We start from the raw sequence: 24,465 nt of genomic DNA on the forward strand, positions 1-24,465 counted from the left end.
GTGCCCAAAACCTCGCCGATCGTGCCCCACATCCCGAACCCCGCCACCGAAGCCGCCGACTCGCCCACTCACCGACTCGCCGACCGTGCCCCAGATATCGCCGATCGTGCCCAGAATCTCGCCGATCGTGCCCCCGGCGTCCCGGACCGCCACCCGCCCCCGACGACGGCCCGCATCAGGGTCACCTCAGAGCATCGATGAGTGGATTATCCACTTATCGGCGCTCTCTCGTGACTCTCATGCGGACCTCACCCGCCGCCTCTACGTCCCCGCCCCTTGCCGTCGGCGGCACGCACCAGCAGAGCTGACCTCCACACAGGTGATCCCTATGTGGACGGGCTTCTCCCCTCCGACCGAGCCGAGACCACCCTGACAATCCCGACCATCTACTCCGGAATCGACTGCATCACAGTGGATATCCGCGCCGCGGCGTCGCGCACCCGGTCGACCTTCGCGGTCAGATCATCCCCCACGAATGCCTCGACGCGACCGCCGATGCTGATGGATGCGATCAGCGCGCCCGATCGGTCGACGATGGGTGCGGCCACCGCGGCCACGCCGTCGAGGTAGTCGGAGTTGCTCAGTGAGTAGCCCTCGCGCCGCACGACGTCGAGATGGGAACGCAACTCAGTCGCATCGACCAGCGTCCGGTCCGTGAATGCCGGCAGATCATCGTGAATCCACCTGTCCCGCAACTCCTCCGAGTACGCGAGCATGACGGTCGGCCCGGCCGCCGCATGGTAGGGAAGCACGGTTCCGACGTTGATCCCCGCCACCACGAGGGTGTTCGCACCCTCGACCCGGTCGATGCACACCGCCCCCTGCTCGGCGGGCACCATGAGATAGGCCGTGTCGCCGAACGCATCGGCGAGTTCGTTCATGTACCGCTTTGCCGCAGAACGGATGTCGAGCTCCTCCAGCGCCGACGACCCGATCTCGAACACACGCAACCCGATTCGATAGGCACCCTCGTCGGTGCGGTCGACCCACCCGGCATGGATGAGAGTCGCCATGAGCCGGTGGACCGTCGTCTTGTTCATCCCGCTGACCGTGGTGAGTTCGTTCAACGTCCAGGTGGGACGGTCGGCGCCGAAGTGCTCCAGCAGCGAACATGCCTTCAACACGGCACCGACGACCTCCCTGTTCGACTGATTGCCGGAATCAGCAGGTGTTGCCACTGACGGCCTCCCCCTCGTGTGTCGGTGCGCGATCGGTATCGACATCTTACGAACCCTTCTCCAACGGCCATGGCTTGACTTGTGACGCAGCCCACCCTACCGTTCGTATCGAGATGCGAAATGCATTCCGCATTACGGAACGGAGTACATCACATGAGTGCAGCCTCACTCAAGGAACTGACGAACCGTGGACTCGTCTACGCGCCCGGGGTCTGGGACGGACTCACCGCCCGCCTCGCTGACCAGGCCGGTTTCAGCGCACTGTGCGCCTCGGGCTTCGCGATCTCGGCCGGGCTCGGCCTCCCCGACGCCGAGCTCTACACGATGAGCGAGAACCTCGACGCGGTCCGCACCATCCACGCGGCCTCCGATCTGCCCCTGGTCGCCGACATCGACACCGGTTACGGCAACGCCGTCAATGCGGCACGGACCGCGACGAAGTTCGTCGAGGCCGGCGTGCAGGGCATGTTCATGGAGGACCAGGTCTCGCCCAAGTCCTGCCCGATCTGCGTCGGCGACCCGGTCGACCTCATCACGGTCGCCGAGGCCAGCGGCAAGATCCGCGCGGTGCGCGATGCCATCCCCGACGACGTGCTGCTCATCGCCCGCACCGACGCACGGGGCGACGACGCGATCGCGCGGGCCAAGGCCTACGTGGATGCCGGCGCCGACATGATCATGCCCGTCACGAAGACATTCGCGTCCATCGACGAGTGGGAGCGGTGCCACACAGAGGTGGGCGTGCCCCTGATGGCGACGCTGACCGCATCGACCTGGACCGAGCGCGACTTCACGCCGGACGTCCTCGAGAGGATCGGGGTGCGCCTGGCACTGCTGCCCACGCAGATCCTGCTGGCCGCCACCGGGGCGATGCAGACCGCCCTGCGCCGCCTGGCCGCCGGCGAGCCACCCGCCGAGGTGAGCAAAGACGCGCTGGCGCACCACGACTTCGTCGACATGATCGGCTTCTCCGACGTGGAAGCGATGCAGCGTAAGTACCTTCCCGCCGAGCGGACCCGGTGATCGCGATGGGACAGACGATCACCGAGAAGATCCTCACCCGCGCCACCGATCAGCACGTCCGGGCCGGCGAGAACCACGCGGTGCGCCCGGCACGCATGATCGCCTACGACTTCCCCGGCTACACCGACGTCATGTTCCGGCAGATGCGCGACGACTTCGGCATCACCGAGCTCGACGACCCGAGCCGCTACATCGTGTTCATCGACCACATGCTCACCAAGAACAACGAGCGCGAGGACGAGGTCCACCAGGTGACCCGCGACTGGTGCGAGTTCTACGGCATCGAGCTGCACGAGGGTCAGGGAATCGGCCACCAGCTGACCGCCGAACTCGGCCTCGCCATACCCGGCGATTTCCTGGTGCATTTCGACGGCCACATCAGCGGGGTCGGCGCGTTCAACGCCCTGGGCTGGGGTATCCGGCGCGACCTCATCGAGGCCTGGGTGACCGGCCGCATCCACGTCGACATCCCCGCGACGACCCGCTTCGATCTCGTCGGCGAGTTCCCCGACGGCGTCGACAGCCGCGACCTCGTGCACACCATCATCGAGATGGTCGGCGCCGACGGCTGCGCCCATCAGGTGATGGAATTCGGCGGCCCCGGCGCCGCGAGCATGAAGATCGATCATCGCCAGGGACTGTGCGGCATGGCCATGTTCAGCGGTGCGGTCTCGGCGGTGTTCGAGCCCGACGAGATGTCGATGGCCTACGCACGTGACGTCGCGCGACGGGACTTCGAGCCCGTCTACCCCGACGCCGACGCCGAGTACGCGGCCCGCTACGAGATCGACCTGAGCACGCTCGTGCCCCGGGTCGTCCGGCCGGGCTCGGCCCGCAGCGGCAACACCGCCACCGCCGTCGAACTCGCCGGCACACCGATCACCCGCGCGTTCATCGGTTCCTGCGCCAGCGGCCGGATCGAGGATCTGCGCGCGGCAGCGCTGGTCCTCGACGGCCAGACCGTCGCCCCCACCGTCGAACTCAACGTCGTCCCGACCTCCCGAAAAGTGTTGCAGCAGGCCGAGGACGAGGGCATCCTCGACGTCCTGCGCTCGGCAGGCGCGAAGATCGCCATCTCCAGCTGCGACTTCTGCTTCGGCTATCAGCAGCCGCTGCAGCCCGGCGAGAACTGCATCTCCACCGGCGTCCTCAACATCTCGGGACGCATGGGCAGCCCGGACGCCAACATCTACATGGGCTCGCCGTACACCGTCGCGGCCAGCGCGGTGAGCGGCACCATCGTCGAATCCGTCCAGGCACAGCGCATGGAGGCCGCCCGATGAGCGCCTACCCACCGCCTCCCGACATCATCGACGGACGGGTCGCCTGGATCTTCGGCGACGACTTCGACATCGACCTCGTCGTCGGGGTGTCCAACATCAAGTCCTACGACCCCGATCATCTGCGTTCGGTGTGCATGCAGGCCTACGACCCGGGATTCGTCGACCGCGTCCGTCCCGGCGACATCATCGTCGGCGGACGCAACTTCGGCTACGGCCATCCGCACTATCCGCCGATGGTGGCGCTGCGCAACGCGGGGATCACCGCGATCGTCGCCGAGTCGTTCTCCCCGGGCTTCTGGCGCGGGGAGACGTTCAACGGCATGCCGCTCATCACCATCCCCGGTGTGTCGTCGGCGGTGGCGCTCGACGACACCGTCTCACTCGACTGGCGTGCGGCGCACCTGCGCACCGGACGCGGCGCCGACCTCGTCGGACATGCACCCAACCCCCGCACGGTGGCAATCATCGAGGCCGGCGGATCGTACGAGCTGCTGCTCGCCGAACACTCACCCGTACGACAAGGACTGACACAATGACCAACGTGGAACGCCCCATCCGGGCAGAGGGCCCCGCTTCCGACGGACGTGGCGCAGCAGACTCGGCACAGCCGACCCGCTCGCCCGAGATGGCGCGCCGCGCTGCCATCGCCGGCGGGGTCGGCACGCTGATCGAGTACTACGACTTCGCCGTCTACGGATTCCTGGCCGTCGTCATCGCGCCGCTCTTCTTCCCGTCCGACAGTCCCGGCGTCTCGATCCTCGCCACCCTCGCCGTGTTCGGCGTGGCCTACGTCGCGCGCCCGCTGGGCGGCATCTTCTTCGGCCGTCTCGGAGATCGAAAGGGCCGACGATCCGCGTTGGTGGCGACCGTCGTGTGCATGGGTATCGCCTGCGGCGTCCTCGGACTGCTGCCGACCCATTCGGCGGTCGGCGTCCTCGCACCGATCCTGCTGGTGATGATTCGACTGGCCCAAGGATTCTCGGCCGGCGGTGAGGTCGGCGGAGCGGCCACCTACATCGCCGAGTCGGCACCGCCGAACCGTCGCGGATTCTTCGGGTCGTTCACCCCGATCGGTTCGACGCTGGGATTCGCCGTCGCCGCCGCCGTGGTGGGCATGATCGCGCTGCTCACCACCGACGAGCAGATGGAATCGTGGGGTTGGCGTATCCCGTTCCTGTTGGCCCTGCCGCTGGCCCTGATCTGCCTGCGCGTTCGGCTGAAGCTGGAGGACACCCCAGAGTTCGAGGAGATGGCCGAGAACCAGGAGGTCACCAAGAGTCCGCTGCTCGACGTCGTCCGCAACAATCCGCTGTCGGTCCTCAAGGTCATCGGTATCGCCATCGCCATGAACGGGTCCGGCTACATCGGCCTCACCTACTTCAGCGTGTACCTGATCAACGATCTCGGTTTCTCCAAGGACTCCGTGTACTGGACGTCGGCGATCGCGATCGCCCTCGCCTGTGCGACGTTCCCCGTCAGCGGCATGATGACCGACCGTTTCGGGAGGAAACCTGTGTTGCTCTTCGGCTACGTGGCGTTCATCGTGATCGCGTTGCCCGCCTTCATGATCCTCGGCGCCACCGGCAGCATCGTCGTGGTCGGGCTCGTCTACTTCGTGTACATGACACTCAACGGCGTTGTCCAGGTGCCCGCGTTCCCGCTGTTCACCGAACTCTTCCCCCGCGCCACCCGATACACCGGTGTCTCCCTGGGCTTCAACATCGGCACCATCGCTGCCGGCGGAACCGCGCCGTATGTGGCTGCCCAACTGGTGGAATCGACCGGCAGCAGCATGTCACCCGCATACTGGGTGGTGGGTGTGTGCCTCATCGGTGCGATCACCCTGCTCAGCATCCGTGAGACGAGCCGGGACGCGCTACCGGCATGACCACGGCATTGTCGCCGCGAGGATCGGAGGACGTCATCGTCGACGACACCCTCGCCGAGGCCTGGGCGCGTCGGGTTCGCGATGAACCCGACGCGCCGGCCCTGGCCTACCGTGACCGGAAACTGACGGTCCGTGAGGTCGACGACCTGGCCGATGCTCTGGCCGACGCACTGAGCGAGCGAGGCGTCGACAAGGGCAGCCGGGTCGGTGTCCACTTGCAGAACGTCCCGCAGTACGCCCTGATCTTCGTCGCGCTGTGGAAACTCGGTGCGATCGGTGTGCTGATCAATCCGATGTATTTCGGCCGTGAACTCCACGGCATCGTCGATGACGCGGAGCCGGTCGGGATCATCGCCGGCGACCGCGACGTGGAACGGGTCCGAGCATCACTCACGGCGGGATCCGCGCCGTGGGTGATCGGAACCTCGGACTCGTTCGATCCGACCGACGACGAACTGATGACCCTGGTGCACCGGCACATCGGCGGTCGGCCACCGGCGGTGGACGTCACCGGCGACGACATCGCGTTGCTCGTCTACACCTCCGGCACCACCGGGCCGCCGAAGGGAGCGATGAACTCGCACGCCAACATCATGGCGGTCGCGTCGTCGTTCGCTCGTCTCGGCGGAATCGGCAGCGGAAGCGTCGCATTCGCCCTGGCCCCGTTGTTCCACATCACCGGTGCCGTGCTGCTCGGCGCGCTGCCGCTCGTGCAACGGGCCGAGCTCGTCCTGGCCGGCCGATTCGCGCCCGATGCGGCTCTCGACGCGATCCGGGATCACCGCGTCACCTACACCATCGGCTCGATCACCGCCTTCACCGCGATGATGAACTCACCGCACGCGCAGCCCGACCATTTCGCCTCGGCCACAAGCCTGTTCAGCGGCGGGGCGCCGGTTCCGCAGAGCACGGTCATCCGGTTCCAGGAACGCTTCGGGCGCTACATCCACAATGCCTACGGCATGACCGAGACGTCGTCCGGGGTGATCGCGGTCGCGCCGGGGACAATCGCACCCGCCGAGCCGGACCGGGGCACGTTGTCGGTCGGAAAGCCGCTCGACGGCGTGCACGCTGTCGTCGTCGACGCCGACGACCGGCCACTCGGCCCCGGAGCGGAGGGCGAGTTGGTGTTGTCCGGACCGCAGATCATCAGCGGCTACTGGCGCAACCCCGACGCCTCCACTGCGGCGATCCCCGGCGGTCGTCTCCACACCGGCGACGTCGCGATGATCGACGACGACGGATGGGTGTACATCGTCGACCGCATGAAGGACCAGATCAACGTGTCCGGGTACAAGGTCTGGCCGCGCGAGGTCGAAGACGTCCTCTACGAGCATCCGGCCGTGCTCGAGGCGGCCGTCGTCGGCGTCCCCGACGACTATCAGGGCGAGTCCGTCGTCGCGTATGTGTCTGTGCGTGAAGGATTCACCGTGTCCGGCGCCGAACTGATCGATTTCGCCCGTGACCGTCTCGCGGCGTACAAGCGACCGCGGCGGGTCGAGTTCGTCGACGACCTGCCGAAGACGCAGACCGGCAAGATCCAGCGGCGGTTGCTGCGCAGCCCCGAGTCCTGAGCGTCGTCGTCCCTCGCGCGCATCCTCGTAGCGCGCCGCCCTTCTCGTCTCGCATCGCCGTCCCCCATCCAATGGGGACCGACATCCACACAGGTGATTCCCCATGTGGATGGGCGGGGCCCATGTGGCTGTGGCGTGCCTCGCATGCGCGCCGAACCATGAGTCGTGGATCATGGGGTTTGACGGGCCGACCCGTCGGGTACTGACCCTCACACCCTGCTCTCCAGAAAGCGACGACCACGATGCGAGACTTCCTCTGCCACAACTGCGGCCAACGGCTGTCGTTCGAGAACAGCAAGTGCTTGCACTGCGGGAAGGAATTGGGCTTCTGGCTCGCGACCCGGTCGATCTACGACCTCGACGAGAAAGAGCAGACCACGATCGACGGCACCCTCGTCGAACGGTGCGAGAACACCAAGATCGCCCAATGCAACTGGCTGGTGAAGTGGACGGGAACGCCGACGCTGTGCGAGTCGTGCCGCCTCACCCGCACCATCCCGCCGGAGACCGACGTCGAGGCCCGCATCGAGTACGGACGCGCCGAGACCGCGAAACGCCGGCTCATCCTGGAACTCGACGAGTTGAAGCTGCCGATCATCGGCCGCGACGAGAACCCAGAGACCGGACTGGCCTTCGACCTGCTGTCCAGTTCGGAGCAGTCGGTCATCACCGGCCATGCCAACGGGTTGATCACTCTCGATCTCGCCGAGGGCGACGACGTCCATCGCGAACAGATGCGTGTCGAACTCGATGAGCCTTACCGCACTCTGCTCGGCCACTTCCGCCACGAGATCGGCCACTACTACCAACTCGTGCTCATCGACGACGCGGTCCGACCACGCTTCGAGGAACTGTTCGGCAACCCCGACGACGACTACCAGGCCGCTCTGGACCGGCACTACTCCGAGGGGGCGCCGGAGGGCTGGCCGCAGGACTTCGTGTCGTCGTACGCGACGATGCACCCGGCCGAGGACTTCGCCGAGACCTTCGCGCATTACCTGCACATCCGCGACACCCTCGACACGGCCGCCGCGTTCGCAATGGCACCCGCGGGGTCGACGCTCGACAGCGTGCTTCCCGGCGACGTCGGATTCGATCAGGTCGTCGACTGGTGGCTGCCGCTGACCTGGGCACTCAACCAGATCAACCGGTCGATGGGCCACCCGGACCTGTATCCGTTCGTGCTGCCGCCGAAGGTGCTCGACAAGATTCGCTTCGTTCACAACCTGATGCCGTCGAGCTGAGCTCACCCCCCATTCGCAGCGGTAGCATCCTGTCGTGCTGAGCGATACGGGATGCTACCGCTGCGGGAGGTCACGCACACGCGGACGGATGGCGACGAGCAGCTGGATCAGCCCGACGACCGACAGCACCGCACCGAGCGCACCAAGCCCGGTCACGTAGAGACGTGGGTCGGGCGTCATACCGAATCGTCCCGCCGACCAGCCGCCCGCCCACCAGAGGACGGCCGCGCCCGCCGCTCCGAGAACCGCCAGCACCACCCGCGACGGCCGCTCCCACACAGTGAGTGTCCCGGGACCCACCATGCCCGTCGTCTGCGCAGTGGCACGCACGGATTCCAGCAGCAGCGTCGCGACGCCGATGACGATGCCGCTCCACAGAGGCGCTCCGAGCAGGATCAGCATCGCCACGAGCAGCAGGTCGCAACACCGGTCGGCGAGGGTATCGAGGACTGTTCCCCACCCGCCGGTCGAGTGTCGTTGCGCAGCAAGGGCTCCGTCCACACCATCGAGGACGGCACCGACGACGATGAGCAGTGCGGCGAGGGCGGGCCACCACCGTCCCGCGGTCGCGATGCCGACCGCCGTCATCGTCAGGACGACTCCGCAGACCGTGATCACATTCGGGGACACGCCGAGTCGACTCAACGGACGGGCGATCCGGTGGCTCAGCACCACCCACCCCTTGATCCATACGGACGTTCGCGGATCGATGTGCCCGTGCATCCGTGACCAGTCGTCGTAGGTCGCCTCTCGGTCGGCCGACTCATCCGACATGAGCATGGCGCTCCTCCTCCACTGCTTGCACGAATGCCCATCCGACGACGACGAGAACGTGCAGTACGTACAGCCACAAACCCACTGCGACGACCCCGCCGATCGCCCGCAGCCCGGCGTACGGGATCCCGACGTCGATGTCCAACGACAAGAACAGTGAAAAGCCCTGCACGAAACCGGCGACGAACGACGCCGTCCCGACTCCACCGACGACGGCAGAGACGTTCGACGGCGCTCCGGGCGTCACCCTCGAGTACACCCAGGAGAGAACCACCGACAGCAGAACCCACACAGTCATGTAGCCGACGACGATCCGGGCCACCAGGTCGGCTGTTCCACCGCCACCGTTGTCGCCGGTCCATTGCGTCATCACCGTGCCCATGGCCAGATAGGTGAACCCGACCGCCGGAACAGCCGGCAACAACACCAGGATCGCAGCGCGGGCACGCCAGCCGGTGAATCGATCGCGGTCCGGGCAGAACGGAAGACACGCCCGGCGTAGTCCCTCACCGTAGAACGAGGCGGGAAACAACAGCACGATTGCTCCGAGCACATCGAGATGCGTTGCCGCCGAGACGAGTTCGTCGAACACCGGGCGCGCACCCATTTCCGGCGGGATCAGAGCGCGAAGCTGCGACCAGCGTTGCTCAGCGCCGCCCACGCCGAACACCCACGTGGTGGACCAGATGGCCAGCACCGCCCAGGGCACGACGGCGATCGCCGCGAAGTACGTCAGTGTGGCTGCGGCTCCGGCGAGATCGCCTCTCGCCAGTATCCTCCGCGTTCTCGACGAGACAGAACGGACGGTCACAAGAGCCTGTGACCGTCCGACCGCCTCGTCGGTCTCGGTCACCTCACGACGCGCCGGCCTCGTCGGCCGCAGCGATCTCGACCTCGGCGGTCGCCTGGATCAGGGCGAGGAGGTCTTTGTCCAGGCCGGGAGCGAACTCCTCCCGACGGTCCGGCGAGATGGTGATCGGAGAGCCCTCCGGCATTACCGCGGTACTCAACTCGGTCCCGTCATTCGACGGCGACGCTCCGCGGAACAGTTTCGCCGCTTCACTCTTGTCATCTGCGCTGAATGTGTACTGGATGCTCTGCAGACCTTGGTCGACGAGTTTCTTGACCTCGGGGAAACGCTCGGCGTTGGTCTTCGGGATCGGCAGCACCGAACCCCAGTTCACCCCCAGGCTCTCGAGTGCCTTGGCGAAAGCATTCTCATGCGCCTGATCACGGACGATCAGGTAGGCGATCGTCGAGCGAGCCGTCTTGTTGTCGGTCATCTCGTAGATGCGACATTTCTGCAGTCGGCCCGTCGACTCCAGCATGAGGTTGTACAGCAGATCGAGCACCAGGTTCCCGCTGTTGTACACATAGGAACCCGACCACGGGTTACCGGCCGCGTCGACCGGTAGCGCGCCCTGCGCACCGACGAGGTAGTGATGGATGTTGCTCGTGTCCAGGGCGATGTTCAGGGGTGTCGCCCCCTTGGCACCCGGCTTGTCGACCGGGTCGGTCTTCTTGCCGTTGTATTCCGGCGATCCGTCGAGGAGCTGAGAGATCGTGGTCCCGATGAGCTCGACGTGGCTGATCTCCTCGGTGCCGACTCCCTGCAGCAGATCTCGATACGGTTTCGAGGCGGGGTCGCCACGAAAGTTGATGCTCTGGAAGAGGTATTGCATCATCGTCCGCATCTCGCCGAACTGGCCGCCCAGTCCTTCCTGGAGTGCGTTCGCCGCAGCAGGATCCGGTTCGTCGACGGCGATCTCGTTGATGAGTTCTTGGGTGTGCAGATACACAGGTTTCCTCCGATACCGTTTCTCCCTCAGCGGGAGTGGATGCACCGATTGTTCTCCGCTGGCTGGAAGTGAACGGTTCAGAGGACTTACCCCGCGTGATCGTCGGCAAACATCCGGCGCCCCCGCCCGGACGCGCTGGGAGGCAGCGTCGTCACCGCCACCAGTCGTCGAACGGACTCGCCGGCAGTTCGCGCTTGTGGCGCGTACGCAGATAGGTGGACTCGATGATCTCGGCGGCCGTGCCGTCGACGTCTTCGCCCTGCAGGTAGCGGTCGATGTCGGCGTAGGACACTCCGAGGGCCTCCTCGTCGGGGAGTGCCGGCCGATCGTCCTCGAGGTCGGCGGTCGGCACCTTCTGCCACGTGCTCTCCGGCGCGCCGAGGTGTCGGAGTAGTTGTGCGCCTTGACTCTTGGTCAGACCGGCGAGCGGATTGATGTCGCTGCCGCCGTCGCCGTACTTGGTGAAGAAGCCCGTGACCGCCTCGGCTGCATGATCAGTTCCGACGACGAGCAGGTTGCGTTGTCCGGCGATCGTGTACTGCGCGATCATCCGTTGACGGGCCTTGACGTTGCCGCGGACGAAGTCGCGGATCTCGTCGACGCCGAGTCCCTGTGCGGCAGCGGCCACCGAGGCGTCGACGGCCGGTTTGATGTCGATGACGCAACTGCTCGTCGGCGCGATGAACTCGAGTGCCACGTCTACGTCGGACTGGTCGGACTGTCGTCCGTACGGCAACTGGACTCCGATGAACTCCGCGTCACCGCCTTCCTCGAGGATGCGGTCGACGGCGAGTTGGGCCAGCCGTCCGGCGAGTGTGCTGTCCTGGCCGCCACTGATGCCCAGCACGAACCCCTGGGCGGGGGTGCTTCGGAGGTAGTCGACCAGAAACGACGTCCGTCGGTGGATCTCCTCGGCCGGATCGATCCTCGGCGCGGCGTGCAGCTCCTGCCGGATCTCGTCGTCGAGACCGCTCATCAGCGCTCCTGTCGTTGTCGTCGGTCGGCGGCCGCGAGAAGCAGGTCGAGGCCTGTCCCGATGGTTCTGGCCAGGATGTCCGGTGGTTCGCCCTCGAATCGGTGGTGTTCTGCCCGGACGTCTCCGTCGGCGCAGATGCCGAACCAGACCGTGCCCGGCGGGACGGCCTCCTGCGTCTCCGGGCCGGCCTCGCCGGTCACCGCAAGCGCGATGTCGGCGCCCATCAACTCCGCTGTCGCCGACGCCATCGCCCGAGCAGCCTGCTCACTCACGACCGGCCCTTCCGGTACGTGGAGTACGGCGTGCTTGACCTCCTTGCGATAGGCCACCACACCGCCGCAGTACCAGTCGCCGGAGGCGGTCGCCCGTCCGAGGTGTCCGGCGAGGTTGCCGGCCGTCAGCGACTCCGCGGTCGCGACCGTGAAACCGTCACGACCGGCTCTCTCGGCCAACGTCTCGCATGAATCGCACACCTGATCATCTGTCGGTACGCGGTCCTCCGGGTCAGCGACCATGTTCACACCTGCCGTCGACGAACTCACTCATCCCGACCGGTTACCCACCTGCACGGTCGCGAAACCGTCCGCCGAACCCTCCTCAGCTTGTTCAGCATTCCGTTCCCGGGTATCAATCGGTCAGAAGACGTCGAACGTAACGCTGACCGTTACGTTCGCCGTCATCTCCACACGGTCGACGCGGCAAACGGCTGCCGCTGGGGGTTTCAGGGAAGCTCCGACCCGACCTCAGCCGACGACCACCGACCGTGCCACCGGCGCCGCCGACAGATCCCGCACTCTCGGGATCACCTCGGTTGCGAACCGTTCCATCTCCGCCTCGAACGGCTGGAACTGCAGCATGAACGTTTCGATCCCCGCACGGTGGAACTCCACGATCCGCTCCGCCACCTCGTCATACGAGCCGACCAGACCGGCCGCCGTCCCACCGTTGGTGCCGATCGCCGGATACTTGGCGAACGTCTGGAACATGACCGCCTTCTCGTCCGCACCACCGACGATGTTCTGCAGGTACTGCTGATCGTGTTCGTTCAGCGACCAGTGATACGCGAGTTCCTCCTGTGCGGCCTCGGCGTCGGGGCGTGCGATGACGAACGCCGCCAGCCCGAACCGCACTGCGGTCCCGACGCGCGGTCGCGTTGCGACACTGTCGATCAGTGCGTTGACGTTCTCCAACGGCTGACCGTTGATGAACCATACGTCACCCTGCGCGGCCACGAGATCGCGCGCTGGCTCGGACTCACCGCCCACATAGATCTGCGGGCGGTCCCGAAAGCGGCCGGTCGGACTGATCTGGTAGCCGTCGATGCTGAAGTGGCGCCCCTCGTGGTTGACCACCTCGCCACTCAACAGCCTTCGGACAATGCTGAGCCACTCGGTGCCATACCCGTAGCGGTCGTCGTGCTCGGGGAAAGCGATTCCGGCGCGCTCGATCTCAGGTTTGAACCACGCGTTGACGACGTTCAGCGACAGTCTGCCTCCCGAGATCTCCTCGATGTTGGCAGCCTGCTTGGCCAGGACCACCGGATGGAACAGCAATGGTTTGATCGCGGCGATCAGTTCGATCTTCGACGTCGCGGCCGCCAGAGCGGCTGTCGCCGTCCACGTCTCGAGCTGATCCCAATCCTGCGCGAACGGGTTGATCAGGTGCTGGGCGATCAGCGTGCTGTGATAGCCGAGCTCCTCGGCCCGCTGGATGAGTGCGAGGTTCCGTTCCCACGAAGCATCGACCGGATCGTCAGGGTGATGGGCCGATGCCCACGTCCCGTAGACATTGGCCCACACGCCGAAGCGGGGTTCACTGACAGGTGCCGTCATCGGTGTCTCCTCAATGCCTGTGAACTCAGATGGTCAGGACTTGTCGGCCGACGACGATCGATAGAACCAGTCGTCGAGGTCGAAATCGGTACGAACACTGTTGTTCGACACCAGGAATGCCTTCGTGCCCTGGAGTAGCTTCACGCCGGCGGCCGGGAACGGTTCCTCGGAGTAGCCGTCCGGGTTGGCGGCGGCGCGGATCGACTCCGGCGCGGCTTTGGAGTTCCCGACCTCGAAGTCGAGGTAGGAGTTCCAGTGTTCCTTGGCGTAGCGCACCGACTCGGCGTGCAACTGCTGCCATGCGGCGCCGAAGGCGGGATGTTTCGCGAGGAACTGCTCGCTGCTGACGGTGGCGCTGGTGCCGGCGAGGTCGGGATGATCGCGGTAGACCGAGTCGACGAGGTGGAAGCCCTTGGACTCGAACGTCTGCAACGATACCGACGGGATGACCGCAGGCAACGCGGCACCGTCGATCTCACCCGAATTCAGCGGCCCCTCCTGATCGGCCGGATACAGATGGATCAACGTGGCGTCGATCCCCTGTTCCTGCAGTGCCCCTTGCAGATACCGGTCGATATAAGAGCCCTTGGGGACACCGATCTTCTTGCCGGCCAGGTCGGAGAGCGTGCGGATCGACGGATCCTTGGCGACGACACCCGCATCGTTGTTGAATTGCGAGATCGCGAGGAGCCGAGTCTGCAGCCCCGAGCCCTTGGCGACCAGCGCCGGGGTGTCACCGTAGCTGGCGACGTCGAGGCGGCCGCCGATCAGCGCCTGGTTGAGGTCCGGGCCGTTGGGGAAGCTGAACACCTCGACCTTGTCCACACCCAACGGCTTCAGCGCCTCGACGAGTTCGCCTCTCTGATGGGCGAACCCGATCGGTCCGGAGATCACGTTGGCCGAGCCGATCACGCCCACCCGGAGGGTGTTGATGACGTCTCGCTCCGCCGTCGACGACGTGTCGGAGCCGCACCCCACCACCGCGAACGCCGTGGCGAGCGCCACGACAGTGGCGGCCAGTCGAACCCCGAGGCGGACTCGGGATCGGGATCGGTGACGACGAATGAACATGATGTGTCCTGGTTCTCGAGTGCACACGGCACGTGACGCAACGGGCATGGATCGGTTGCGGGCGGCTCGCGCCGTCCGCACAGGTGAAGGTGGTTACCGGGTGGGGTCGTCGTCAGTGCGCGCCCGCGCGCCCGACATCGACCAATCGTGGTGGCGGATCCCCGTGCGGTATGGGCGGTCCGACGGCCGTTCGGCTGCCCGGTTCGCGTCCCTTGCCCCAGCCGAGGCGCTCCCGATAACTGCCGATGAGGTCTGCGGGAATATCGTCCTCGTCCGCGAGCGGCGTCGACAATGGGCTGACGTACAGGGCGTCGGTCGGGCAGTAGGCCTCGCACATGAAGCAGGTCTGGCAGTCGGACTGACGCGCGATCGTCGGCACGCCGTCGGAGCCGCGATCGAAGACGTTCGTCGGGCACGCGACGACACACTTGTCGCAGCCGATGCACGCGTCGGCGACCACGATCTCGATCATGCCGGGACCCGCAGGTTGCGGCTGTCGATCGCGTTCACGGCGTCAAGCGAGGCGTCACGCACCCACACGTCATCGAGCCCGCCGGTACGTACATGCCCGTGTTGTGCGGGATCGAGGCCAGGATGATCGTCACGCTTGCTCATCCCCCGGGACTCGGTGCGCGCCAGAGCCGAGCGATAGATCCATCGGCCGACGGCGGTGATCGCCGCGGCCTCCCGGGCACGGACTCGACCACCTGCGGTGTCCGCGCCGTATGCCCCTCCGGCGATCTCCGCCCACACATTGTCGAGCTCGGCCAGCGCCGGACGCAGCCGGTCGGCGTGGCGAAGGTAGTTCTTGTCGAACGGGATCAGCTGTGCCTGAGCGGCTCGCACAACCTCGTCGGGAGCCGCCGACGACGACCGCCGCACGAGCCCCACGGTTCCGGCCCCGGAAACCGCACTCGCGGTCGGACGTCCGGCCGTCCGGGCGGCGCGCGCCGCGGCCGCGCCGGCAAAGCTCCCCGACGACATCGCCCACGCCGAATTGTGGCTGCCACCACCAGTGAATCCACCGCAGATGCGCTCGCGAGTGGCGACATCACCGGCGGCGTAGAGACCGGGAATGCCGGTCCAGCAGTCGTCGTCGACGATGTCGATACCGCCGGTTCCGCGCACGGTGCCCTCGGCGAGGAGATCGACCTCGAAACGATCGGTGAACGGGTTGATACCGCGACGATCGAACTGCAGGAAGAAGTTCGGCTGCCCCAGCCGCATCTTGGCGGCGACGGTCTCGTCGGCACGGTCGAGTTGTGCGTAGACCTTCTCGTTCAGCAGGGTTCGCGCGATGACCGAGCGGCCCTTCATGGAACCGGCACCCTCGACGATGCGTCCGTCGCCGTGGAAGAAGGTGGCGTATCCGTAGTAGGCGGTCTTGGTCACCGTCGATCCCTTGGGCACGATGGCGTAGGCGTTCGCGAACTCCATCCCGGAAAACGACGCGCCGACCTCGGCCGCCATGAGTGCCCCGTCACCGGTGTCGACGTTGCTGCCCAGCGCTTTCGACAGGAACGCGCAGCCACCCGTGGCCACGACGACGGCGCCGGCGGTGATGGAGAAGTCCCGGTCGGACTGGCGTTGGTATCCGGCGGCGCCGCGGACCGCGCCGTCGGCGTCGGTCAGCAACTCGAGGACCGGCGAGTGGTCGAGGATGCGAACGCCGCGTCGCTGCACCCACGCCCGCATGCGCCGCATGTACTCCGGACCTTGGAGGCCGGTGCGCATCGGTTCGCCGGTGGTGGCGTCGACAGGGAACGGATAGCGCCCCTCGGTGCCGAGCCGATGCATGTTCGCATACGTCTGGTCGAGGACGCGGTCCATCCAGTGATGGTCGGCGAGGTGCCCGCCGAGGGTCTCGCGACTGGCTTTGGCGTCTGCACGCTTGGCCGGGTCAGGCGCGACGTACCAGACACCGGTGCCCGACGGAGCCGTCGTCCCCGACGATCCGCAGTAACCCTTGTCGGCGAGGATCACCTCGGCCCCGGCATCCCGCGCATTGATCGCCGCCCAGGTAGCTGCTGGACCACCTCCGATGACCATGACGTCGGTGGTCAGTGTTAGTTCGTCAGACATGGGTGAACTCCTCATCGGCAGAGACGGTTTCGGTACGGGACTCACGCTGCGGGTCGGTGTCGGTGGTAACCCCGAGGCCGGCCAGCAACCGCGATCTCAGTGCGACGAATGCGGGATCGACGACGGCCCGTGGACGGTCGAGATCGACGACGATCTCCTCGGCGATCCGACCCTCGCGGAGTATGAGTGCGCGATCCGCCAGCAGCAGTGCCTCTTCGACGTCGTGGGTGACGAGCAGTGTGGCCGGACGATGCTGTGCCCAGAGCCGGGCGACCAGTTTCTGCGCGGTGATCCGGGTCAGCGCATCGAGGGCGCCGAACGGTTCGTCGAGCAGCAGCAGTTCCGGCTCGCGGACGAGTGCGCGCGCCAACGCTGTCCGTTGCGCCTCGCCGCCGGAGAGGGTCGTCGGCCAGGCGTCCGCCTTGTCGGCGAGACCGACCTCCGCGAGCGCGGCGAGAGCGCGCGGCCGCGGCCGATCGGCACGCAACCCGAGCGCGACGTTGCGCCACGCCGACAACCACGGCATCAGCCGGTGTTCCTGGAACACCACGGCTTTCGACGCCGGCGCGGCGATCTCGCCGGTGAACCCGGTGTCGAGTCCACCGATGCCGCGCAGCAATGTGCTCTTCCCCGATCCGCTGGCGCCGAGCAGCGCCACGAACTCGCCGGGTCCGATGGTGAGGTCGATGTCGACGAGGACCTGGTGGTCGTCGAAACTTCGGCCCGCGCCGCGCACGCGGACACCGTGTGTGGTGCTCATCGTCCCTCGAATCCGTTGCGCCAGCGCAGGAACCTGTGCTCCAGGAGGCGCACGGCGATGTCGGTGAGCAGACCGAGGATCGCGTAGATGACTAGGACGAGGAAGATCTGGTCGACGCGCAGGTACTCCTTCGCGTCGTTCATCAGGAATCCGAGTCCGACCGGCGTGGTCTGCATCTCGGCGACGACGAGCACCAGCCAGCCGATGCCGAGCGCCTGCCGCAGCCCGACGAAGATCTGCGGGAGCGCGCCGGGCAGCACGACGTAGCGCACCAGCTCGACACGCGTGAGTTCCAGGGACTCGGCGGCCTCGATCAGCTTCTGGTCGACGCCGCGAATCCCGGCGAGGACGTTGAGGTAGATCGGGAAGATCGGCGCGACGATGATCAACGCGATTTTGAACGGGTCGCCAATGCCGAACCAGATGATGAAGACCGGGACGAGCGCCACCGCCGGCATCATCCGCAGCACCTGGATAGGTGCGTTGACCAGGTCTTCCGCGAGCTTGAACAGCCCTGCCGCGGCACCCAACACCAGTCCGATCGCGATGCCGATCGACAGCCCGATGGCCACGCGGCGTGCGGATGCCGCAAGGTGGTGCCACAGTTCGCCGGTGGAGATGAGATCCCATCCGGCGTTGATCACCTCCGTCGGGGCGGGTGTGGTGGCGCCCAGCCAGGAACGCGCGCCGAGCTGCCAGATCACGATCACGAGGATCAGGCCGATCGACTGTCGGAGGGCGCGGGTTACGCCCCGCAGCCGACGTCGTCGGGCGCGCACAGGGTGACCATCGGCGGCCGGTCGGACCGCGGGAGCTGCCGCGACCATGGGTGGACCGGCAGCCGCGACGCGGTCGAGTTCGACTGTCACGGGATATCCGCCTAGAGAGTGGGCTGAGTAGGAACGTTTTGGACATTACGGCCGTTCGGCACGCCCCAGAACAATTGAACTCACCGGCGGCGAAACCGCCTTCCGCCGCGAGATGACGCGAAACGTAATGGCGGCCGATACGTTCCCCGTCACCTGCGGTCAGCCGCCCGCCAGCGCGCCTCCCACTCACAGATGACGTGAAACGTAACGCTGGCCGTTACGTTCCCCGTCATCTGGGGCCGCGTGCCTCGCCGTGCGCCCCAACCGCGCACAAGTGATGGGAATCGTAACGTCCACCGTTACGTTCCCCGTCATCTCCCTCACGCCGCCGCCGACAACGCGCGGCGAACCTGCGCGATCACGTACTCGCGACGCTCGACGAGGTCGCCCCACGTGAAGTTGAGGACCGTCCACCCGGCCGCGATCAAGGCGTTGCGCTTGGTGCGGTCGCGCTGGAACGTGACCGCGTCGCGGTGAAAGGCGAGCCCGTCGATCTCCACCGCCAGCATCTGCGCGTTGAATGCGAAGTCGATCTCGTACCCCTCGGCCGGATGGTTCGCCACCCACCCGGTGATTTCTTCGTCGCGAAAGAGGCTGACGGTCAACCGTTCCGCCTCCGATCGCGCGCCAGAGTCCACGAGCGCGAGCATCCGTGCCATCTCGGTCGCGCCCACACACTTTCGACGACGCTCGAAGGTCTCGATCAACTGGGTGACTGTCACGAGCCCTTGTTGGAGGCCGCGGTCGATGGGCTCCATGCCGCCCTCCACTGCGGCGTCGAGCACCGACAGCGCCTTCGACGTCGTGCGCAGTCCGTCGTGGGTGACGATGTCGACGGGATCCAGTGTTCGGCGGATGATCACCGTTCCCGGCCTCACCGCACCGTGATGCCCACGGGGCGCCGTCACCGTGATCGTCGGCGGCGGGTTGTCGACGATGCCGTGCCACCACACGGCCATCCGTCCGCAGAGCGCCGCCCTCGGCGACACCGACAGCGTGGCCACCCGGGCGCGTGCGCGAAGCGTGAGTGGGTGGTCGGCGACGCGATACACACGGCCGGCCATCCGGATCAGATCACCGGCCTCGATGCGCCGCTGCACCGCTGGACGGCTGAGGCCATGGCGACGCATGTCGGCGGCTGTGAGGACGCCGTCGCGCTCGAGGGCCAGCGCGCGCAGGCCGGGAGGAAGGTTCATGCAACTCAGACGCAGCGGGCGGCCCGTCGGTTCCACCCGACGCCCAAGTCGTCCCCACCGACGTCGGCGGGCCCGCAGATGACGTCAAACGTATCGTTGACCGTTACGTTCTCCGTCATCTACCGTCGCGCCGCCGTCGACGCGCGAACGGGTCACCGCCCCGCCCCGCAAATGACGTCAAACGTATCGCTGACCGGTACGTTCTCCGTCATCTACGCTCACGAACACACCGGCACATCCACCGTCACCGCCGGATCGTCGGTGAGCGGCTGCACCGGCACCTCGGCCGCTCCCGCCGACGTCGGCTCATCGAGTTTCAGCGTCACCGTGACGCTCTCCCCCGGCGGTATGCGCACCATCGTCGACAGGTACGGGCGGCCGTGCAGCGGCTGCTCGACGTACATCGGGGTCTGGCCGTCGACCGAGATCTCCTTGACGACAGCGCCCTTGGTGGTGAGCATCTCGACGTTGGTGAGGCTGGTCCCCTTCGGCACCTTCAGTCGGGTGCCCATCGAGCCGATGACGTAGTCCGGCAGTGACATGTCGTCGAGCGTGTTGGTGAGCTTCACGGTCACCGTGCTCTCGCGGGTGTCGCCGCTGCAGTCGCCGGCCCGGTAGGTGATGTCGCGCTTGAGGTAGTAGTCGATCTTGTTGCCCGACGCGTTGCCGAGCGCGACCTGCAGATACGGCGACTCCGTGTCGGAGATCTGGTGCCCGAGAGCGGTGGACTCCAGAACCTTCTGCTCCTCGGGATGGGTGCTGTAGATCATGATCCGACGCTCGTGCACACCTCGACCGAGTGCCTCGAGCACGTCGCCCGAGTCGCCCTTGGCATCCGCCAGTTGCTGCACAACGGCTTTCGCGATGGCCTGCAGGTACAGCTTGCGGGCCTCGTTGTCGCCGGCGAAACGCTCGTACGACGTCGACAGCGTGATGGGCACGACGTTGTCGGCGGTGATCTTCTCACCGTTCGGCAGCGTCACCGGCCCGGTCACCTTCAGCACATAGCTCAGCGCGATCGGGTCGAGCGCCATCGCGCCGTCGAGCTGCTGACCGGTCTGCCGCTTCCAGTTCGCGATCCAGATCTGCGCGGCGTCCGGGAAGTTCGGGCTCAGGTTGCCGTTGCGGAAATCGGTGTAGGGCCGGTACGACGAATAGATCGTGTCGTAGTCCTCCCCGAGGTCGATCTGTGGTCGCGCCGGGTCGTCGAAGGTCGAGTTCGCACCGAGCGTCGGCACGGTGACGCGCCCGTTGCGGGCGTTGAGAACAGCGAATCCGCCGACGAGGCCGCCGGTTCCGCGGGATTCCGACGGTGTCTGGAAGGCGAGGAAGTAGTTACGCGGTCCGTCGCCGCCGAGCATCGACGGGACGAGCTGCGCGGCGACATTGGTGCCGTTCAAGGTGGCCGCGGCTTCGTCGACCTGCTCCTGCAGCTGCCCTTGCGCATCGGCGACGACACCGAGCCACGTCGGCTTGATCGTCGATACTTCCTCGGCGATGGCGGTCGACTTCTCCGCCACCGCAGCGAGTTCCGTTTGCGCGGCACGCAGCGGTGCGGTGTTCACCTGGTCGCCGGACCGGATCTTCGACGGATTCAACACAGACGCCAGATCCGCCGACGGCACGAGCACCTGCGTCGCGAGGTCGTCGACGGCATCGCTCATCTGCTGCACCGACTTCAGCGGCGCACCCACCCACGGGACCGACGCCGCCGCCGACCACACCATTCCGTGCGACCGGTCCCCCGCACGGGACGCGGAGTCGGCGGCCGCCTGCGCCGCCTGCCGGGCACCGTTCTGGTCGCCGTCGAGCGCGAGCGTCCGCGCCCGACTCGCATCCGAGCGGGCCGCCTCGAGATCGTCCTTCACCTGCAACGCCGAATAGGCCAACCATGCCAGCAACGCGACCAACACCGCAATCAGTATCGCGCCGATCTGAAATGTGCGGCTGCCCAACACACGCCGCGTCATCGGCGATCACCGGTGGCGACGGCGGTCCGGGCGACCCAGCTCGCGATCGTGGCGACATGTGGTTCGATCTCGCCGAACACCCGCTCGAAGTCCTCCTTCGGCCGGCCCATCGGGTCCTTGATGTCCAGGTGCGCCGAGTTGGTGTCGATGCGCGATCGCGCGGCGATGATCTCGTCGAGGGTCGAGCCGTCGACGATGTCGATCAGTTCCGCGAACTCGGTGACGGTGAACATACGCTTCCATCGAACGGGCAGCAGCTGCTGGGCCCCCGCTCGGTGATCGCGGGTCATACACAACACCAGGTCGACGCCCTGCAGGATCGGCGGCCGCAGATAGCGGGACTCGAATGCCGTTGCATCGTAGCCGTGTTCGTCGAGCACCTCGACGGCGTACGGGTGCATCGCATGTCCGTTCATCGCACCGACACCCGCGCTCGACGACGACACCGCCACCCCGGCACGCTCCGCCATCCTCGCCAGCACCCGCTCACCGATCGGCGACCGACAGATGTTGCCGGTACACACGAACAGCACCGAACTCACGTCACTCACAGCTCCTCCTCCACGACCCGTGCGATGCGCCCCATCACACCGGGATCACCCAGACGCGCATGCGACGCATCCACATCCACCACGTGCACCGCTCCGCCGACGGCCCGCCCCCACGCATGGGGATCCGGGTTCTCACGGGCTGCCACGTAAACCACCTTGCCGACCGGCACCGGTCGCAGATCGTACGACCGCGCCGCCTGCGTCATGGTCGCCGTCCGCTCGTCGAATCGTCGCAACGACGCTGGGTCCCGGTCCTCGACGGCCTGCCGCAACGGATTGTTCTCGCGCAGTTCATCATCCGGCACCATGCTGAGCGTCGACGGCGTGCGCGGGTCGAGCAGCACGAGCAGCGCCACCTCGGCGCCCGCGTCGACGAGCTGTCGCGCGATCTCATGTGCGATGACCCCACCGACCGACCACCCCACGAGCCGATACGGGCCGTCGGGCTGCACAGTCCGCAGCGCCGCAACGTGACGTGCGGCCATCTCCGACAACGAGTTCGGCATGTCCAGCGACGAGTCGACGAGCTCCGGCAGCTGCAATCCGAGCACCGGGGTCGACGCCAGCGCATCGGCGAGAGGACGGAACTGCTCGACGACGCCGGCCGCGGTGTGCACGCACCACACCGGCGCTCCGTCGTCGGCCCCCGCCGACGACAGCCGAACGATCCGGTCGTCGGAGGCGCGATCCGGCGCAGCGACGAGCATCGCGATCTCCTGCGGAGTCGGATGGGCGAACAGCTGCGGCGCGGACACGGCGACCCCGGTCCGGCGCAGGATCTCGTCGCGCAACGAGAGCAGGGCGAGCGAGTTGCCGCCGGCACCGAAGAAGTCGTCGTCCATGCCGACATCGACATTGAGCACGGACTCGAATGCCTCGACGACGGCCCGCTCGGTCGGAGTCCCTGGACCTCGCTGCGACCGTGACCATTCCGGCGTCGGCAGCTGACGCTCGTCGAGTTTGCCTGCGCCGGTGAGCGGTAGCTCGCCCAGCGCGACGATGCGGCTGGGCACCATGTGGCGTGGCAGACGCGTGCGGCAGACCGCGCTCAGCACGGCGGCAGAAGCGTTCGGCGCGACCACATACGACACCAGTGCCGGACCGACCGGCCCGTCGCGGACGACGGTGGCCGCCCGTTCCGCTCCGGCGAGCACCAGGGTGGCATCGATCTCCGATGGCTCCACCCGTTGTCCACGGATCTTGACCTGACGGTCGGCCCGACCGAGATAGACGAGCTCGGCGCGCTCCACATCCCACCGCACGAGATCGCCGGTCCGATACCAGCGGGCACCGTCGGGACCCGCGACGAAACTCGCCGCGGTCAGGGCGGGATCGCCCAGATAGCCACGCGCGACGCCGGTCCCACCGACATACAGCTCGCCGACGACACCCGGCGGCACCGGCCGCAGCGCGCGGTCGAGTACGTGAGTGGTGATACCGGGTCGCGGCCGTCCGATGCGCACGCCGTCGCCGGCATACGGCCCGGTCGACACCGTCACCGAGGTCTCGGTCGGCCCGTAGATGTTGATGACCTGCGCGACCTGCGCCCACCTGTCGGCGAGATCGGCGGTGAGCGCCTCACCACCGATGTACACGAGCCGCAGCGAGCCGATGTCGGGTGCGTCGAGGGTGCGCATCACCGACGGCGTGGCGGTGAACACGGTGACCTGCTGATCACGCAGGAATGTGGTCAGGTCACGCCCGCCGGACACCGCAGCGGGTACGACGACGAGTGTCGCGCCCGCCGACAGTGGCAGCAGAATGTCGTGGAAGGTGGCATCGAAGCCGGGGCTGATGGCCATCGCGACGCGATCGGTGTCGACCACGTCGCCCAACTCGGCGACCCGATGAAGGCCGCGGTGTGGCACCCCGACGATGTTGGGTGTTCCGGTGGTTCCCGACGTCGTGATGATATAGGCCAATGCGTCAGGCGATACCCGTGTGATCGGCTCCGGTGCAACGGGTTCGGTCGGCTGCAGCGGGAGGTCCGACAGCACGAGCAGCGTCGCGCGGGTTGCCGTGACCACCTGCTCGAGGCGCGCGGCCGGGTAGGTGACATCCACCGGGACACACACGCCGCCGATCCGGCTGACGGCCCATAGCGCCACCACCGACTCGATGGATCTCGGCACGACGACGGCGACGACATCGCCCGCACCGAGCCCACGTGCTGTCAGCGTTCGCGCTGTCACCGACACCCAGTCGTCGAACTCTCGGTAGGTGAGACGCCGCGACCCGTCGTCAAGGGCGACCCGCTCCGGGTGGTGCGCCACTGCCGTCGCGAGGATGTCCGACAGCAGCCCCTCGCCCTCATCCCTGAGGACCGCCCCCGCGAGCCCCTCCTGATCCCTGAGGAGCGAGCCCGCGAACCCTTCCTGATCCCTGAGGAGCGAGC

General features: G+C 66.9%; 23 protein-coding genes. 7 read left to right on the forward strand and 16 right to left on the reverse strand.

All coding sequences use genetic code 11. From position 1 onward, the window contains the following. A partial coding sequence (locus tag EEB19_RS26790; protein ID WP_222929977.1) for a hypothetical protein occupies positions 1–201 on the forward strand: 201 nt, incomplete at its 5' end. A gap of 185 nt (positions 202–386) precedes the next feature. Here the strand turns inward: EEB19_RS26790 and EEB19_RS25455 are convergent. Continuing rightward, positions 387–1,178 carry an IclR family transcriptional regulator gene (locus tag EEB19_RS25455; protein ID WP_262365919.1) on the reverse strand — a complete coding sequence of 264 codons (792 nt, stop codon included), beginning with the start codon at positions 1,176–1,178 and terminating at the stop codon, positions 387–389. A 153-nt stretch (positions 1,179–1,331) separates the two neighbouring features. Between EEB19_RS25455 and EEB19_RS25460 the strand changes: the two genes are divergently transcribed. The 6 genes from EEB19_RS25460 to EEB19_RS25485 all read left to right on the forward strand — a co-directional run bounded on the left by EEB19_RS25460 (position 1,332) and on the right by EEB19_RS25485 (position 8,190). Then, on the forward strand, positions 1,332–2,201 hold the full coding sequence (locus tag EEB19_RS25460; RefSeq protein WP_187590119.1) for an oxaloacetate decarboxylase: 870 nt from the start codon (positions 1,332–1,334) through the stop codon (positions 2,199–2,201). A gap of 5 nt (positions 2,202–2,206) precedes the next feature. Continuing rightward, positions 2,207–3,484 carry an aconitase family protein gene (locus EEB19_RS25465; protein WP_187590120.1) on the forward strand — a complete coding sequence of 426 codons (1,278 nt, stop codon included), beginning with the start codon at positions 2,207–2,209 and terminating at the stop codon, positions 3,482–3,484. Continuing rightward, complete coding sequence (locus EEB19_RS25470) at positions 3,481–4,020, forward strand: 3-isopropylmalate dehydratase (protein WP_187590121.1); 540 nt, start codon at positions 3,481–3,483, stop codon at positions 4,018–4,020. The genes EEB19_RS25465 and EEB19_RS25470 overlap by 4 nt, the downstream gene beginning before the upstream one ends. Continuing rightward, positions 4,017–5,372 carry an MFS transporter gene (locus EEB19_RS25475; protein WP_187590122.1) on the forward strand — a complete coding sequence of 452 codons (1,356 nt, stop codon included), beginning with the start codon at positions 4,017–4,019 and terminating at the stop codon, positions 5,370–5,372. Before EEB19_RS25470 ends, EEB19_RS25475 begins: the two co-directional genes overlap by 4 nt. Beyond that, positions 5,369–6,946 (forward strand): class I adenylate-forming enzyme family protein, encoded by a 1,578-nt coding sequence (locus EEB19_RS25480; protein WP_187590123.1) that lies wholly within the window; start codon positions 5,369–5,371, stop codon positions 6,944–6,946. The genes EEB19_RS25475 and EEB19_RS25480 overlap by 4 nt, the downstream gene beginning before the upstream one ends. Positions 6,947–7,188: 242 nt before the next feature. After that, entirely contained in the window at positions 7,189–8,190 is a 1,002-nt protein-coding gene (locus EEB19_RS25485; protein WP_187590124.1) for a putative zinc-binding metallopeptidase, read from the forward strand. 54 nt (positions 8,191–8,244) lie between these two features. Here the strand turns inward: EEB19_RS25485 and EEB19_RS25490 are convergent, their stop codons facing one another. From EEB19_RS25490 to EEB19_RS25560, 15 genes are all read right to left on the reverse strand, one after another. Continuing rightward, positions 8,245–8,970 (reverse strand): CDP-alcohol phosphatidyltransferase family protein, encoded by a 726-nt coding sequence (locus tag EEB19_RS25490; protein WP_262365920.1) that lies wholly within the window; start codon positions 8,968–8,970, stop codon positions 8,245–8,247. Further along, entirely contained in the window at positions 8,954–9,817 is an 864-nt protein-coding gene (locus EEB19_RS25495; RefSeq protein ID WP_187590125.1) for a YhjD/YihY/BrkB family envelope integrity protein, read from the reverse strand. The genes EEB19_RS25490 and EEB19_RS25495 overlap by 17 nt, the downstream gene beginning before the upstream one ends. A 1-nt stretch (position 9,818) precedes the next feature. Then, positions 9,819–10,763, reverse strand: a complete 945-nt coding sequence (locus tag EEB19_RS25500) for a manganese catalase family protein (protein ID WP_187590126.1) — start codon at positions 10,761–10,763, stop codon at positions 9,819–9,821. 151 nt (positions 10,764–10,914) lie between these two features. Continuing rightward, positions 10,915–11,739 carry an ammonia-dependent NAD(+) synthetase gene (nadE, locus tag EEB19_RS25505; RefSeq protein WP_187590127.1) on the reverse strand — a complete coding sequence of 275 codons (825 nt, stop codon included), beginning with the start codon at positions 11,737–11,739 and terminating at the stop codon, positions 10,915–10,917. Continuing rightward, the gene (locus tag EEB19_RS25510; protein WP_187590128.1) at positions 11,739–12,254 is read right to left on the reverse strand and encodes a CinA family protein; all 516 of its coding nucleotides are present in this window, start codon (positions 12,252–12,254) and stop codon (positions 11,739–11,741) included. The genes nadE and EEB19_RS25510 overlap by 1 nt, the downstream gene beginning before the upstream one ends. A 228-nt stretch (positions 12,255–12,482) precedes the next feature. After that, complete coding sequence (locus EEB19_RS25515; RefSeq protein WP_187590129.1) at positions 12,483–13,571, reverse strand: LLM class flavin-dependent oxidoreductase; 1,089 nt, start codon at positions 13,569–13,571, stop codon at positions 12,483–12,485. Between the two features lie 33 nt (positions 13,572–13,604). Further along, on the reverse strand, positions 13,605–14,642 hold the full coding sequence (locus EEB19_RS25520; protein ID WP_187590130.1) for an ABC transporter substrate-binding protein: 1,038 nt from the start codon (positions 14,640–14,642) through the stop codon (positions 13,605–13,607). A gap of 112 nt (positions 14,643–14,754) precedes the next feature. Beyond that, positions 14,755–15,114 carry a ferredoxin family protein gene (locus tag EEB19_RS25525; RefSeq protein WP_187590131.1) on the reverse strand — a complete coding sequence of 120 codons (360 nt, stop codon included), beginning with the start codon at positions 15,112–15,114 and terminating at the stop codon, positions 14,755–14,757. After that, positions 15,111–16,724, reverse strand: a complete 1,614-nt coding sequence (locus EEB19_RS25530; protein ID WP_187590132.1) for an FAD-binding protein — start codon at positions 16,722–16,724, stop codon at positions 15,111–15,113. The genes EEB19_RS25525 and EEB19_RS25530 overlap by 4 nt, the downstream gene beginning before the upstream one ends. Beyond that, positions 16,717–17,484, reverse strand: a complete 768-nt coding sequence (locus tag EEB19_RS25535) for an ABC transporter ATP-binding protein (protein WP_187590133.1) — start codon at positions 17,482–17,484, stop codon at positions 16,717–16,719. Before EEB19_RS25535 ends, EEB19_RS25530 begins: the two co-directional genes overlap by 8 nt. Further along, positions 17,481–18,311, reverse strand: a complete 831-nt coding sequence (locus EEB19_RS25540) for an ABC transporter permease (RefSeq protein WP_316245487.1) — start codon at positions 18,309–18,311, stop codon at positions 17,481–17,483. Before EEB19_RS25540 ends, EEB19_RS25535 begins: the two co-directional genes overlap by 4 nt. A 362-nt stretch (positions 18,312–18,673) precedes the next feature. Further along, the gene (locus EEB19_RS25545; protein WP_187590135.1) at positions 18,674–19,549 is read right to left on the reverse strand and encodes a type IV toxin-antitoxin system AbiEi family antitoxin domain-containing protein; all 876 of its coding nucleotides are present in this window, start codon (positions 19,547–19,549) and stop codon (positions 18,674–18,676) included. Positions 19,550–19,767: 218 nt separating this feature from the next. After that, complete coding sequence (locus EEB19_RS25550; RefSeq protein ID WP_187590136.1) at positions 19,768–21,519, reverse strand: DUF4012 domain-containing protein; 1,752 nt, start codon at positions 21,517–21,519, stop codon at positions 19,768–19,770. Then, a complete protein-coding gene (locus EEB19_RS25555; RefSeq protein ID WP_262365921.1) occupies positions 21,516–22,070 on the reverse strand; it encodes a low molecular weight phosphotyrosine protein phosphatase in 555 nt (184 codons plus the stop codon). The genes EEB19_RS25550 and EEB19_RS25555 overlap by 4 nt, the downstream gene beginning before the upstream one ends. After that, the coding region (locus tag EEB19_RS25560; protein WP_187590137.1) for an amino acid adenylation domain-containing protein at positions 22,067–24,465 on the reverse strand (2,399 nt) is incomplete at its 5' end. The genes EEB19_RS25555 and EEB19_RS25560, both read right to left, overlap by 4 nt.

This window comes from Gordonia sp. OPL2 (assembly GCF_003797825.1).
Classification (GTDB): domain Bacteria; phylum Actinomycetota; class Actinomycetes; order Mycobacteriales; family Mycobacteriaceae; genus Gordonia.

Bases quoted from the DNA above. Each gene is read 5' to 3' on its own strand.
- EEB19_RS25460 (WP_187590119.1), top strand. From the start codon at position 1,332: ATGAGTGCAGCCTCACTCAAGGAACTGACGAACCGTGGACTCGTCTAC.
- EEB19_RS25465 (WP_187590120.1), top strand. From the start codon at position 2,207: ATGGGACAGACGATCACCGAGAAGATCCTCACCCGCGCCACCGATCAG.
- EEB19_RS25470 (WP_187590121.1), top strand. From the start codon at position 3,481: ATGAGCGCCTACCCACCGCCTCCCGACATCATCGACGGACGGGTCGCC.
- EEB19_RS25475 (WP_187590122.1), top strand. From the start codon at position 4,017: ATGACCAACGTGGAACGCCCCATCCGGGCAGAGGGCCCCGCTTCCGAC.
- EEB19_RS25480 (WP_187590123.1), top strand. From the start codon at position 5,369: ATGACCACGGCATTGTCGCCGCGAGGATCGGAGGACGTCATCGTCGAC.
- EEB19_RS25485 (WP_187590124.1), top strand. From the start codon at position 7,189: ATGCGAGACTTCCTCTGCCACAACTGCGGCCAACGGCTGTCGTTCGAG.
- EEB19_RS25490 (WP_262365920.1), bottom strand. From the start codon at position 8,970: ATGCTCATGTCGGATGAGTCGGCCGACCGAGAGGCGACCTACGACGAC.
- nadE (WP_187590127.1), bottom strand. From the start codon at position 11,739: ATGAGCGGTCTCGACGACGAGATCCGGCAGGAGCTGCACGCCGCGCCG.
- EEB19_RS25510 (WP_187590128.1), bottom strand. From the start codon at position 12,254: ATGGTCGCTGACCCGGAGGACCGCGTACCGACAGATGATCAGGTGTGC.
- EEB19_RS25515 (WP_187590129.1), bottom strand. From the start codon at position 13,571: ATGACGGCACCTGTCAGTGAACCCCGCTTCGGCGTGTGGGCCAATGTC.
- EEB19_RS25520 (WP_187590130.1), bottom strand. From the start codon at position 14,642: ATGTTCATTCGTCGTCACCGATCCCGATCCCGAGTCCGCCTCGGGGTT.
- EEB19_RS25525 (WP_187590131.1), bottom strand. From the start codon at position 15,114: ATGATCGAGATCGTGGTCGCCGACGCGTGCATCGGCTGCGACAAGTGT.
- EEB19_RS25530 (WP_187590132.1), bottom strand. From the start codon at position 16,724: ATGTCTGACGAACTAACACTGACCACCGACGTCATGGTCATCGGAGGT.
- EEB19_RS25535 (WP_187590133.1), bottom strand. From the start codon at position 17,484: ATGAGCACCACACACGGTGTCCGCGTGCGCGGCGCGGGCCGAAGTTTC.
- EEB19_RS25540 (WP_316245487.1), bottom strand. From the start codon at position 18,311: ATGGTCGCGGCAGCTCCCGCGGTCCGACCGGCCGCCGATGGTCACCCT.
- EEB19_RS25545 (WP_187590135.1), bottom strand. From the start codon at position 19,549: ATGAACCTTCCTCCCGGCCTGCGCGCGCTGGCCCTCGAGCGCGACGGC.
- EEB19_RS25550 (WP_187590136.1), bottom strand. From the start codon at position 21,519: ATGACGCGGCGTGTGTTGGGCAGCCGCACATTTCAGATCGGCGCGATA.